This window comes from Pseudomonas sp. 1, assembly GCF_056626735.1.
On sequence record NZ_JBWXMQ010000005.1, the window covers coordinates 313,958 to 325,869 of the forward strand.

13 protein-coding genes are annotated in these 11,912 nt (G+C 58.1%); 5 read left to right on the forward strand and 8 right to left on the reverse strand.

From position 1 onward, the window contains the following. The first annotated feature begins 50 nt into the window (after positions 1-50). Complete coding sequence (locus tag AC1MDC_RS10400; RefSeq protein ID WP_003228794.1) at positions 51-473, forward strand: OsmC family protein; 423 nt, start codon at positions 51-53, stop codon at positions 471-473. A gap of 237 nt (positions 474-710) precedes the next feature. Continuing rightward, the gene (gene speD, locus AC1MDC_RS10405; RefSeq protein WP_480392960.1) at positions 711-1,505 is read left to right on the forward strand and encodes an adenosylmethionine decarboxylase; all 795 of its coding nucleotides are present in this window, start codon (positions 711-713) and stop codon (positions 1,503-1,505) included. 61 nt (positions 1,506-1,566) lie between these two features. Here speD and coq7 read toward each other — a convergent pair whose 3' ends face one another. From coq7 to hemJ, 6 genes are all read right to left on the reverse strand, one after another. After that, positions 1,567-2,214: a 2-polyprenyl-3-methyl-6-methoxy-1,4-benzoquinone monooxygenase gene (gene coq7 / locus AC1MDC_RS10410; RefSeq protein WP_480392961.1), complete on the reverse strand. Its 648-nt coding sequence runs from the start codon at positions 2,212-2,214 to the stop codon at positions 1,567-1,569. A gap of 107 nt (positions 2,215-2,321) precedes the next feature. After that, the gene (locus AC1MDC_RS10415) at positions 2,322-2,660 is read right to left on the reverse strand and encodes a histidine triad nucleotide-binding protein (protein WP_480392962.1); all 339 of its coding nucleotides are present in this window, start codon (positions 2,658-2,660) and stop codon (positions 2,322-2,324) included. Between the two features lie 80 nt (positions 2,661-2,740). Further along, a complete protein-coding gene (locus AC1MDC_RS10420) occupies positions 2,741-3,529 on the reverse strand; it encodes an SDR family NAD(P)-dependent oxidoreductase (RefSeq protein WP_085697697.1) in 789 nt (262 codons plus the stop codon). A gap of 61 nt (positions 3,530-3,590) precedes the next feature. Continuing rightward, entirely contained in the window at positions 3,591-4,541 is a 951-nt protein-coding gene (locus tag AC1MDC_RS10425) for a DUF805 domain-containing protein (RefSeq protein ID WP_480392963.1), read from the reverse strand. A gap of 82 nt (positions 4,542-4,623) precedes the next feature. Then, entirely contained in the window at positions 4,624-5,592 is a 969-nt protein-coding gene (locus AC1MDC_RS10430; RefSeq protein WP_480392964.1) for an NAD(P)H-dependent flavin oxidoreductase, read from the reverse strand. Positions 5,593-5,625: 33 nt separating this feature from the next. Further along, complete coding sequence (gene hemJ, locus AC1MDC_RS10435; RefSeq protein ID WP_085688426.1) at positions 5,626-6,054, reverse strand: protoporphyrinogen oxidase HemJ; 429 nt, start codon at positions 6,052-6,054, stop codon at positions 5,626-5,628. A gap of 135 nt (positions 6,055-6,189) precedes the next feature. Between hemJ and argC the strand changes: the two genes are divergently transcribed. Together argC and erpA are read left to right on the forward strand one after the other, a co-directional pair. Beyond that, on the forward strand, positions 6,190-7,224 hold the full coding sequence (gene argC / locus AC1MDC_RS10440) for an N-acetyl-gamma-glutamyl-phosphate reductase (protein WP_011336183.1): 1,035 nt from the start codon (positions 6,190-6,192) through the stop codon (positions 7,222-7,224). 168 nt (positions 7,225-7,392) lie between these two features. After that, positions 7,393-7,743 carry an iron-sulfur cluster insertion protein ErpA gene (gene erpA / locus AC1MDC_RS10445; protein WP_003228776.1) on the forward strand — a complete coding sequence of 117 codons (351 nt, stop codon included), beginning with the start codon at positions 7,393-7,395 and terminating at the stop codon, positions 7,741-7,743. A 72-nt stretch (positions 7,744-7,815) separates the two neighbouring features. Here erpA and AC1MDC_RS10450 read toward each other — a convergent pair whose 3' ends face one another. Then, the gene (locus tag AC1MDC_RS10450) at positions 7,816-8,907 is read right to left on the reverse strand and encodes an anhydro-N-acetylmuramic acid kinase (RefSeq protein ID WP_480392965.1); all 1,092 of its coding nucleotides are present in this window, start codon (positions 8,905-8,907) and stop codon (positions 7,816-7,818) included. A 3-nt stretch (positions 8,908-8,910) separates the two neighbouring features. Beyond that, positions 8,911-10,335, reverse strand: a complete 1,425-nt coding sequence (locus tag AC1MDC_RS10455; RefSeq protein WP_480392966.1) for a peptidoglycan DD-metalloendopeptidase family protein — start codon at positions 10,333-10,335, stop codon at positions 8,911-8,913. A 210-nt stretch (positions 10,336-10,545) separates the two neighbouring features. On the opposite strand from AC1MDC_RS10455, the gene tyrS reads away from it, so the two are divergent. Beyond that, a complete protein-coding gene (tyrS, locus tag AC1MDC_RS10460; protein ID WP_085697692.1) occupies positions 10,546-11,745 on the forward strand; it encodes a tyrosine--tRNA ligase in 1,200 nt (399 codons plus the stop codon). Positions 11,746-11,912: the final 167 nt, after the last annotated feature.

An 11,912-nucleotide genomic window follows, 5' to 3' on the forward strand; every position in this document is an offset into this window, starting at 1 on the left:
GGGCCCTGTGCTAAGCTGGCGACCCTTTTTTCTACAGTGGAGTCTTGGCGATGAAGGCACGCATCCAATGGGCTGGCGAAGCCATGTTCCTCGGCGAATCCGGCAGCGGTCATGTCGTGGTCATGGACGGTCCGCCGGACGCCGGTGGTCGTAACCTGGGTGTCCGCCCGATGGAAATGCTCCTGCTGGGTGTCGGCGGTTGCAGTAATTTCGACGTGGTCAGCATTCTGAAGAAGTCCCGTCAGGCCGTTGAAAGCTGCGAGGCCTTTCTGGAAGCCGAGCGCGCGACCGAAGATCCGAAAGTGTTCACCAAGATCCACATGCACTTTGTGGTCAAGGGGCGTGGTCTGAAAGAAGCCCAGGTCAAGCGCGCTATCGAACTGTCTGCCGAGAAGTATTGCTCGGCCTCGATCATGCTCGGCGCGGCCGGTGTAGCGATCACCCACGACTACGAAATCGTCGAACTCGGCTGAGCCGACACTCAACTATCATAAAAGCAGTGCAGACTCTGGCGATCCCCCGCTGACGTCTGCATAATGCGCCACTTTTTTCAGGGCAGTGATCAGTCAACCGACGGGTCATCCGCCTGAACAGATAACCAAAATCGCCATCGCGAAGAGGTGTTAACCGTCCTACGCAGGTGCGTTGTTCGCACTTGACGGGCATGCTTGATCACGCGGCCGTGCCGCATACATAGAGAGTTTTTAACGGTGAAAAGCAAACTCAAGCTCCACGGGTTCAATAACCTGACAAAGACCTTGAGCTTCAACATCTATGACATCTGCTACGCGGAAACCCCGCAAGACCAGCAGGCTTACGTCGAGTACATCAATCAAGAGTACAACGCCGAACGCCTGACGCAGATCCTCACGGAAGTTGTCGAAATCATTGGTGCCAACATTCTGAACATTGCGAGTCAGAACTATGAGCCTCAGGGTGCCAGCGTCACGATTCTGATCTCGGAAGAGCCGGTGACCCCGACCGAAAGCCAGATCGAAGAGTCCCCGGGCCCGTTGCCCGAAATCATCCTGGCCCACCTCGACAAGAGCCACATCACGGTGCACACCTACCCTGAAATCCATCCGGACGCCGGTATCGCGACTTTCCGTGTGGACATCGACGTGTCGACCTGTGGTGTCATTTCACCGCTCAAAGCACTCAATTTCCTCATTCACCAGTTCGATTCGGACATCGTGACCGTGGATTACCGTGTGCGCGGCTTCACCCGTGACGTTGAAGGCAACAAGCATTTCATCGACCACGAGATCAACTCGATCCAGAACTACCTCTCCGAAGACACCCGCGACGCGTACCAGATGACCGACGTGAACGTGTATCAGGAAAACCTGTTCCACACCAAAATGCTGCTGAAGAACTTCGAACTGGACAACTACCTGTTCGGCGATGCCACCAGCAACCTGTCTTCCGAGCAACGCGTTCAGGTGACCGAGCGTGTGAAACACGAAATGCTGGAAATCTTCTACGCGCGCAATATGCCGAGCTAAGAAATCCGGGCACAAAAAAAGGCGACTGCTTTGCGGCAGTCGCCTTTTTTGTGGGCGTTTTTCAGATCCGGTAAGTGCTCTTGGTCATCACTTTGGCCAGCAGGCTCATGCCGAACTTCACCGGCGCCGGGAAACGGAAACCACCGGCCTCCAGTGCACTCTCCGCATGATGTTCTTCATCTATACGCATCTGCTCCAGAATCGCCCGGGATTTTTCGTCCTCGGCCGGCAGTTGCTCAAGATGCTCGCTCAGATGTTTGCAGACTTGATGCTCGGTGGCGGCGACAAATCCGAGGCTGACCTTGTCGCTGATCAACCCGGCGACTGCGCCGATGCCGAACGACATGCCATAGAACAGCGGATTGAGCACGCTGGTGTGGCTGCCCAACTGGTGAATGCGCTGTTCGCACCAGACCAGATGATCGATCTCTTCTTCAGCCGCATGCTCCATGGCCTCGCGCACCTGCGGCAACTTGGCGGTCAGGGCCTGGCCCTGATACAGCGCCTGGGCGCAGACTTCACCGGTGTGGTTGATGCGCATCAGGCCGGCGACGTGGCGGGTGTCTTCATCGCTCATCTGCACATCGGGCTGCACGATTGCCGGCGACGGACGGTACGGCTGGCCGCTGAATGGCAGCAAGGTACGCATCGCGGCATCGGCTTGCAGCAGAAGACGATCAATGGGCGAGTAGTGACGTTGGGTAGTCATGCTGACCTCCGGGAGGAATCTCGGCGGCCAGTTTAACTGAATCGGCCGGGGAAGGTTTGCGCTGGGTCACGTGGGAGCAGGGCGCTCCCACCGATCTTTGGGTTCAATCAGCCCGGAGGCCAGTTCATCTGGCGTTGACCGAGTACGTGCATGTGAATGTGGTAGACAGTCTGCCCGCCCATTTCATTGCAGTTCATCACCACCCGGAAGCCTTCCTCGCAACCCAGCTCCAGCGCCAGACGCTGAGCGGTAAACAGGATGTGCCCGGCCAGTGCCTTGTCGTCTTCGGTCAGGTCGTTGAGGGTGCGCACCGGTTTCTTCGGGATCACCAGAAAATGCACCGGTGCCTGTGGGGCGATGTCGTGGAACGCCAGAATCTGGTCGTCCTCGTAGATGATCTTCGCCGGGATTTCCCGGTTGATGATCTTGGTGAACAGAGTATCCACAGCTGTTTTCTCCGTTGTTTAAGCTGGCCTGAGTGTACCCACGAGGGCACACCGCGCCCAGTCATTTGCCTGCCGGCCCTTCAGCGCGGGCAGTAAGCCTTGTTGACCATGCCGACAATCGTGCGATTGAGCCAGCGCGAACCGAGCCGTGGCAGAAAGGCGAACCAGCGGTTTCGGCGTCCGGGAATGATGATCGCGCGGTTTTTCTCCAGGGCGCGCACGGTATACAGCGCGACTTCCTCGGGACTCATCAGCAATTTGCTGGCGTTGAGCTTGTCGTTGTTCAGTTGTGCCGTGCTGAAGAACGCGGTGCGAGTCGGGCCGGGGCAGAGAACCGACACCTTGACCGCGCATTTCTTCAGTTCCACTCGAAGTGCTTCCGAGAAGTGCAGGACATACGCCTTGCTGGCGTAGTAGGTGCTCATCCACGGCCCGGGGTTGAAAGCCGCCACCGACGCGACATTGAGAATCTGCCCGCCGCCCTGCAACGCCATGCTGTTGCCGATGGCATGGCAGAGGCGGGTAAGGGCGAGGATGTTCACTTCGATCAGGTCCTGTTCGGTCATCCAGTCCTGGGCAAGGAACGGGCCGCAAGTACCGATGCCGGCACAGTTGACCAATAGATCGATCTGCCGGTCGCCTTCTTCGAGCTCCAGCAGAAAACCGGACAGGCGCAGCGGCTCACCGAGATCACAGGCGCGGAACAGCACTTCCACGCCGAAGCGTTGAGTCAGTTCAATCGCGATGCTTTCCAGCTGATCACGCTGTCGGGCCACCAGAATCAGGCTGCGGCCACGGCGCGCCAGGGCTTCGGCCATGGCCAGGCCGATGCCGCTGGAGGCGCCGGTGATCAGAGCGTAACGGGTCATGCAAATCTCCATCGCAACAGCGCCGCGCCGTGGACGCAGGTGTCACGGCGGGGAGCGTTGTTCATTTTTTCGCAGAGTCTACAGGGGCGAGGGCGGCTTCGGCTGCATCGTCTGCCGAATTCGCGGCGGGCTCGACTTCGACATCGATTTCATCGGTGTTCACCGAACCGCTCTCGTAGCTGCTTTCAAGGCTGCTTTCATATTCCTGCTGGATGGCAGTGATCCCGCCCAGCATGCCACCCACAAAGAACAACCCGATAAACACGATCCACAGCGAACACAGCACTTTGACTGCCGTGCTGTTCGGCGGCGGCGGCGGGCCATAGCGGTTGGCGCCGGTATTGCCCGGCACGACCATGATCACCAGCGGGAAGAAACTGCCCACGAATGGAACCAGGGTCAGCAGCCACAGCCATCCCGACCAGCCGATATCGTGCAAGCGCTGAATGCTGAACAGGATGCCAATGATCGCGAAGGCCAGAAACAGGAAGAAGGCGAGGAGACCGCCGATGATCAGGCCGGTCGTCGAGTCGGCGCTGACCAGGCCCAGGCCGATTAGCGCGAACACGCTGACGATTGGCAGGGTTACCAGGCTCAACACCATCGACCATGCCAGATAACGCAAGCGGCCGATCCTGCCTTCAGCACCGAACGGCTTCAGCGGCGCAAATGCCGGCAGGTTTTCGCCGACGGCGGCGCGAGGGGGCGCATAAGGCGAATCAGGCTCCGCGACGGCAGCGCTTTGCTCGTGGACATCCGACAGATTCAGTTCGATGGGCGTTTCCGCTTCGATCCGGGCATCGATCCCGGTCTTGCTCAGCGCTTGCAGATAAGTCTGCGCATCGCTATGCGAAAGATCACGCTTGAGCGCGACGGTGCGGCCATTGAACAGGCGCTCGATGGCGGCGACATCGCTTTTGAACAGATTGGCCAGGTTGAGCTTGGCCGTGGTGATGTCGACGCCAGGCTGGAGCGCGCCGTCGAAAACGATCTTGTAACGGGGTTCGCTCATGGCCGAGGCATCCTTGTCGCGAGATAAATTGAAGGGGGCAGTCAGTGTGAGGCCGGTCAGGCAGCGACCGGCCGGGTTTCATTCAGCGCGGCCAGCGTTTCGGCAGTTGCGCTGCGTGCTCCAGGGCCTGGCGGTATTCAGCATCGAGACGCGACACCAGTTGATCCACGCTAGGCAGATCATCGATCTGCCCTACGCCCTGGCCCGCCGACCACACGGTTTTCCAGGCTTTGGCTTCGTCGTTGATCGGCTTGAGCTTGTCGCCGAAATTGACTTCACCCTTGCCTTGCAGGGCTGCCATGTCGAAACCGGCGGCCTCCAGGCTTTGGCGCATGAAACTGGCCGGAACACCGGACACGGCAGGAGTATGAATGATGTCGGCTGCTTTGGCAGTCAGCAGCATCTCCTTGTAGGCGTCAGGCGCATGACTTTCAGTGGTGCCGATAAATCGCGTGCCGAGGTAGGCCAGATCCGCGCCGAGCAGTTGTGCGGCGAGAATCTCATGCCCATGGTTCAAACATCCTGCAAGCAACAGGGTCTTGTCGAAGAACTCGCGGATCTCGGCGATCAGCGAGAACGGGCTCCAGGTGCCGGCGTGCCCACCGGCGCCGGCTGCGACGGCGATCAAACCATCCGCACCGGCCTCGGCAGCTTTCTCGGCGTGGCGGCGGGTCGTCACGTCATGGAAGACCAGGCCGCCGTAACTGTGCACGGCGTCTACCACTTCCTTCACCGCGCCGAGGCTGGTGATGACGATAGGTACCTTGTGCTCGACGCAGATGTTCAGATCCGCCTCCAGGCGTGGATTGCTCTTGTGAACAATCAGATTCACGGCATAAGGCGCCGGGTTCTCCAGTGTCGCCAGTCCCGCTTCGATCTGCTCCAGCCAGGCCTTGAACCCGCTGCTTTCGCGTTGGTTCAGCGCCGGGAAGCTGCCAACCACGCCGTTGCGGCAACAAGCCAGCACCAGTTCAGGATTGGAGATCAGGAACATCGGCGCTGCCACCACAGGCAGACGCAGACGTTGTTCGAGCAGAGCGGGCAGCGACATCGGAAGTACCCCGGAAAGTTGTATTTGTTGAAGTTAGAACGGCTTGACCACGACCAGAATTACGATAGCCAGCAATATCAGAACCGGCACTTCATTGAACCAGCGATAAAAGACATGGCTGCGGGTGTTCTCGCCACGGGCAAAACGTTTTACCTGCGCGCCGCACATGTGGTGGTAACCAATCAACAGCACGACCAAGGTCAGTTTGGCGTGGATCCAGCCACCGCTGCTGAAGATGCCCGGGTTCAGGTAGATCAGCCAGCCGCCGAAGATCAGCGCGGCGATCATCGCCGGGCCCATGATGCCGCGATACAGCTTGCGCTCCATGATGCTGAAGCGTTCCTTGCTGATCGTGTCTTCACTTTGCGCGTGATAAACGAACAGTCGCGGAAGATAGAAGAGGCCGGCAAACCAGCACACGATGCTGACGATATGAAGCGCTTTGATCCATAGATAGAGCATTTTTGGTTATTCCCCAATTCACGGTAGGCCGGATAGTAGAGGCTTGAGCGTCCGCACGTCACCTTGGCGGTTGTCGCAGGGGCGCGCGGCCCCTATTATCGACGGCTTTCCAGTGGGTTCGTTGAGGGCAGGTTTATGGTCAAGGTCGGTATCGTCGGCGGCACGGGTTACACCGGTGTCGAATTGCTGCGTCTGTTGGCACAGCATCCGCAGGCAGAAGTGGTGGTAATCACTTCCCGATCCGAGGCCGGTCTGGCCGTGGCTGATATGTACCCGAACCTGCGCGGTCACTATGACGGTCTGGCATTCAGCGTGCCGGACATCAAGACCCTGGGCGCTTGCGACGTGGTGTTCTTCGCCACTCCGCACGGCGTTGCCCATGCACTGGCCGGCGAGTTGCTGGCGGCCGGCACCAAGGTCATCGACCTGTCGGCAGACTTCCGTCTGCAGGACGCTGATGAATGGGCCAAGTGGTACGGTCAGCCGCACGGCGCGCCGGAGCTGCTGGACGAAGCGGTTTACGGCTTGCCGGAAGTCAATCGTGAGCAGATCAGGAAAGCACGTCTGATCGCGGTGCCGGGTTGCTATCCGACCGCGACGCAGCTGGGTTTCCTGCCGTTGCTTGAGGCGGGCATTGCCGACGCTTCGCACCTGATCGCCGACTGCAAGTCCGGTGTCAGCGGTGCCGGTCGTGGTGCTGCCGTAGGCTCGCTGTACTCCGAGACGTCGGAAAGCATGAAGGCTTATGCGGTGAAAGGTCACCGCCACCTGCCGGAAATTCGCCAGGGACTGCGTCGTGCCGCAGGCAAGGATGTCGGTCTGACCTTTGTGCCGCACCTGACTCCGATGATCCGTGGCATTCACTCCACGCTCTACGCGACCGTGGTGGATCGCTCGGTGGATCTGCAGGCGTTGTTCGAAAAGCGTTACGCCAATGAGCCGTTCGTCGACGTGATGCCGGCTGGTAGCCACCCGGAAACGCGCAGTGTGCGTGGTGCGAACGTCTGCCGTATCGCGGTTCATCGTCCGCAGGATGGCGATCTGGTGGTGGTGCTTTCCGTGATCGACAATCTGGTCAAGGGTGCGTCGGGTCAGGCAGTGCAGAACATGAACATCCTGTTCGGGCTGGATGAGCGTCTGGGTCTGTCCCACGCGGGCATGCTGCCGTAACAGCTGTTCTTGCTCGGTAAAAAGGCCCGTTTGACGGGCCTTTTTGCATTCTGATCGGTTGATCAGGTTTATTGATATACCGTAACAATAGTTGACCGATTTTCTAGGACAAGCGGATAATGCGCGTCATCACGCATTATGGCGGCGTAACGCCGGGAGATAGTCAGCATGAGCGTCGAATCCTTCACCCCCACGGCTTTGCAATTCACTCAAGGTGCCGCGCACAAGGTGAAGAGCCTGGTCGATGAAGAGGGGAATGATCGCTTGAAGCTGCGCGTATTCGTTACGGGCGGCGGTTGTTCAGGGTTTCAGTACGGCTTCACCTTCGATGAAGATGTGGCCGAGGACGATACCATTGTCGAGCGCGAAGGCGTCAGTCTGGTAGTCGATCCGATGAGCTTCCAGTACCTGGCGGGTGCCGAGGTGGATTACCAGGAAGGTCTGGAAGGTTCGCGTTTCGTGATCAAGAACCCGAATGCCACCACTACTTGTGGTTGCGGCTCCTCGTTCTCGATCTGATCGCGCTTCACCGTACACAACAAAACGCCGCAGAACCTCACGGTTCTGCGGCGTTTTGTTGTCTGGGTTTTGTCAGTTGGGGTAGATGGCGCCGAGTACGCGAAGGCCTTTGGCGCCGGTAACGCTCGGGCGATTGCCGGCGACCCCTTCCAGACAGCAATGGGCCAGCCAGGCGAAGGCCATGGCCTCGACCCAGTCCGGATCGACGCCGTGGGTCGACGTGCTGGCGACCTTGGCGTTCGGTAGCAGCCCGGCCAGGCGATTCATCAGTGTGGCGTTGTGAGCACCGCCACCGCAGACCAGCAATTCCCGAGTATCGGATTGAGCGCTTTGCAGTGAGTCGACGATTGTCCGTGCGGTGAGCTCCAGCAGCGTTGCTTGTACGTTCTCCGCCGGAAACGCTGGCAGGCGCGAAAGATGCTGCTCCAGCCAGGGCAAGTTGAAGACCTCACGACCGGTACTCTTGGGGCCTTGGGTCACGAAAAACGGATCGCTGAGCAAGGCTTTCAGCAGGGTCGGTTCAACCTTGCCGCTGGCTGCCCACTGCCCGTTGCGGTCGTAGTTCTCACCCCGTTGCTGATGAATCCAGGCATCCATCAGCACATTCCCCGGCCCACAGTCGAAACCGGCTACAGGCTTGTTCGGCTCGATCAGACTGAGATTGCTGAAACCGCCGACATTCAGGACTGCGCGGTTACCGGTACGCTCTTCGAACAACGCTTCATGAAAGGCAGGAACCAGCGGAGCGCCTTGGCCGCCGGCGGCTACATCGCGGCTACGGAAGTCGCTGACGACGGTGATGCCGGTCAGCTCGGTCAGCAGGGCAGGGTTGCCGATCTGCACAGTGAAGCCGCGTGCAGGTTCGTGGCGAATGGTCTGGCCGTGGCTGCCGATCGCGCGAATGGCTTCAGGCTTGAGCTCTTGCTTTTCAAGGAGAGTACGGATTCCTTGCGCGGCGAGCTTCACCCAGTTTTGCTGGGCAATTGCCGAGCGGGCGATTTCGTCAGGGCCGCTGGCGCACAAGCCAAGCAGCTCGGCGCGCAGGGTGTCAGGCATGGGTATGTAGTGTGTGGCGACCAGGTTGATCGCCGAGGATTGCTCGATCAGGGCGATGTCCAGCCCGTCGAGACTGGTGCCGGACATCACGCCGATATACAGAGCCATGACTTAACGTTTGCTCGAAGCCAGCATGGTGGCCTTTTCCTGGTCCATGCGAGCCATCAATGGCTGGCTCTGCGCCAGGAAGCGAGCGCGTTCGGATTTGGCGATCGGGTCGGCCATCGGCAGTTTCTGGCCCAATGGATCGACGTGAACACCGTTGACCTGGAACTCATAGTGCAGATGCGGACCGGTGGACAGGCCAGTGGTGCCGATGTAACCGATCACCTGGCCTTGTTTGACAGTCCCGCCGGTCTTCACGCCCTTGGCGAAACCCTGCATGTGGCCATACAGCGTACGGTACGTGTTTCCATGCTGGATGATCACGGTGTTGCCGTAACCGCCGCGACGGCCGGCCAGCAGCACTTTGCCGTCACCGGCAGCCTTGATTGGTGTACCGCGCGGCGCGGCGTAGTCAACGCCTTTGTGAGCGCGGATCTTGTTGAGGATCGGGTGTTTGCGACCCATGGAAAATTTCGAGCTGATGCGGGCGAAATCTACCGGTGTGCGGATGAACGCCTTGCGCATGCTGTTGCCGTCGGCCGTGTAGTAGCTGCTGTTGCCCTGTTTGTTGGTGTAACGCACCGCAGTGTAAGTCTTGCCGCGGTTGGTGAAGCGGGCGGACAGGATCGGACCGTTGCCAACAGCTTTGCCGTTGACCACTTTCTGTTCATAGATCACATCGAACTCATCGCCCTGGCGGATATCCTGGGCGAAATCGACGTCGTAACCAAAGACACTGGCCATGTCCATGGTCAGGCTGTGGGACAGACCTGCGCGGGCGGCGGACTGCGACAGCGAGCTGTTGATCACGCCGTGTACATAAGCAGTGCGGACAGTCGATTTGGCAGTAACGCGGTTGAATACATAACCCTTGTCGTTCTTGGTCAGGGTGATGGTTTCAACGTCGCTGACCTTGGTGTGCAGGTTGGTCAGTTGGCCCTGTGGATTCAATTCGAATTCGAGTTTCTGGCCATGTTTGAGCTGACTGAATTGCTTGGCTTGTTTATCGCTGGCCAGCACTTCATGAACGGTCGCGGCCGGAAGGCCGACTTTCTCGAACAGTGTAGAAAGCGTATCGCCCTTGGAAACGAGCACTTCCCTGTGATTTGGAGCCTTCTTTTCTTCGACGGCCGGCGTAGGCGCAGGTGCGGCCTGAGCCGTTTCCTGCGTCTCTTCGGCGCTGTTTTCGATCTGAGCGAAAGGGGAAGCTACGGACTCATTTGTGGCTTGGACTGCGTCGGCAGCGTCTTGATCTTGTGTCAGTTGTTCAGCAGGACTTTCCAGTTCAAGGCTCAGCGTTGTCTTTTTGGCTTCGACATCACTGGATGGAAACACCAGGAGCGCCAGACTGAGAAGGGCGGCGATCCCACTTGCGGCGAGCAGGTGGGTCTTCGGGTAAAGCGGTGGCGCTTTAGACGGTTCAGTGGTCATAAGTAATTTGACTTTGAAAAAGATGAATTGGAAAAGATGAATGACATGATGAAGATGAAATAACTGTATAAAATATAACCAAATCATCTCTGAAGCAAGTCTACGGACGCCCTGTCTGTGGATTGACGTCCGTGCGCCGGGCAAAACTTGTATTTGGTGCGCGATCTTGTATGGTTGGTTCCCTTTGAATCTGAGCCTTGCGGGTCTGTTATGAAGTCGGTTGAAGAGCAGCTAGCGCTGATTAAACGTGGTGCGGAAGAACTGTTGGTCGAGTCCGAGCTTATCGAAAAGCTCAAGCGTGGCCAGCCGCTGCGAATCAAGGCCGGCTTCGATCCAACTGCGCCTGATCTGCACCTTGGTCACACTGTGCTTATTAATAAGCTGCGCCAGTTCCAGGAATTGGGGCATCAGGTGATCTTCCTTATTGGTGATTTCACCGGGATGATTGGTGACCCGAGCGGCAAGAGCGCCACGCGTCCTCCGTTGACCCGTGAGCAGGTTCTGGAAAACGCCGAGACCTACAAGACTCAGGTGTTCAAGATTCTTGATCCGGCGAAAACCGAAGTCGCGTTCAACTCCACCTGGATGGATCAGATGGGGCCTGCGGACTTTATTCGTCTGACTTCGCAATACACCGTCGCTCGTATGCTCGAGCGTGATGACTTTGACAAGCGCTACACCACCAACCAGCCGATCGCCATTCATGAATTCCTCTATCCGCTGGTTCAGGGTTATGACTCTGTAGCATTGCGCGCTGACGTTGAGCTGGGTGGTACCGATCAGAAGTTCAACCTGCTGATGGGGCGTGAGCTGCAGCGTGGTTATGGGCAGGAAGCGCAGTGCATTCTGACGATGCCATTGCTTGAAGGTCTGGATGGCGTGAAGAAGATGTCCAAGTCGCTGGGCAACTACGTCGGTATCCAGGAAGCACCGGGTGTCATGTACAGCAAGCTGGTTTCGATTCCCGATGCGTTGATGTGGCGCTACTTCGAATTGCTCAGCTTCCGTTCGATGGATGAGATAAACGCTTTCCGCGCCGATGTTGAAGCGGGTGCTAATCCGCGTGATATCAAGATCAAGCTGGCTGAAGAGATTGTTGCGCGCTTCCATGGTGAAGAGGCTGCAGTCAATGCTCACCGTGGTGCGGGTAACCGTATGAAGGATGGCGAGCTGCCGGATGATCTGCCAGAGGTCGAGTTGACTGCGGTTGAGGATATGCCGATTGCTGCTGTTCTTAATAAGGCGGGTCTGGTGAAAAACTCGGCGGCTGCTCGTGATCTGCTGGCTTCCGGTGGTGTGCGTGTAGATGGCGAGGTGGTTGATCGTTCCTTTATATACGTACTGGGTGCGACGCACGTTTGTCAGGCGGGCAAGAAAGCTTTTGCACGGATTACGCTGAAATCTGAGTAAAGTTGAAATAAGGGGTTGACGGCAGATTCTGAGTCTCTATAATTCGCCCCACTTCCGGCGCAGTCGAAACGGAAAACTCCTTGAAATTCAATGAGTTAAGTAGGTTTCGAAGGCGGGTCGCTTCAGTTCATCGAAGCCTGGAAAGCGTTGGAAATGCCGGTTTGCTG

Excerpts from the sequence above, each read along its gene's own strand:
- AC1MDC_RS10400 (WP_003228794.1), top strand. The coding sequence starts at position 51 with ATGAAGGCACGCATCCAATGGGCTGGCGAAGCCATGTTCCTCGGCGAA.
- coq7 (WP_480392961.1), bottom strand. The coding sequence starts at position 2,214 with ATGACTACCCAACGTCACTACTCGCCCATTGATCGTCTTCTGCTGCAA.
- AC1MDC_RS10420 (WP_085697697.1), bottom strand. The coding sequence starts at position 3,529 with ATGACCCGTTACGCTCTGATCACCGGCGCCTCCAGCGGCATCGGCCTG.
- AC1MDC_RS10425 (WP_480392963.1), bottom strand. The coding sequence starts at position 4,541 with ATGAGCGAACCCCGTTACAAGATCGTTTTCGACGGCGCGCTCCAGCCT.
- AC1MDC_RS10430 (WP_480392964.1), bottom strand. The coding sequence starts at position 5,592 with ATGTCGCTGCCCGCTCTGCTCGAACAACGTCTGCGTCTGCCTGTGGTG.
- hemJ (WP_085688426.1), bottom strand. The coding sequence starts at position 6,054 with ATGCTCTATCTATGGATCAAAGCGCTTCATATCGTCAGCATCGTGTGC.
- argC (WP_011336183.1), top strand. The coding sequence starts at position 6,190 with ATGGTCAAGGTCGGTATCGTCGGCGGCACGGGTTACACCGGTGTCGAA.
- erpA (WP_003228776.1), top strand. The coding sequence starts at position 7,393 with ATGAGCGTCGAATCCTTCACCCCCACGGCTTTGCAATTCACTCAAGGT.
- AC1MDC_RS10450 (WP_480392965.1), bottom strand. The coding sequence starts at position 8,907 with ATGGCTCTGTATATCGGCGTGATGTCCGGCACCAGTCTCGACGGGCTG.
- AC1MDC_RS10455 (WP_480392966.1), bottom strand. The coding sequence starts at position 10,335 with ATGACCACTGAACCGTCTAAAGCGCCACCGCTTTACCCGAAGACCCAC.
- tyrS (WP_085697692.1), top strand. The coding sequence starts at position 10,546 with ATGAAGTCGGTTGAAGAGCAGCTAGCGCTGATTAAACGTGGTGCGGAA.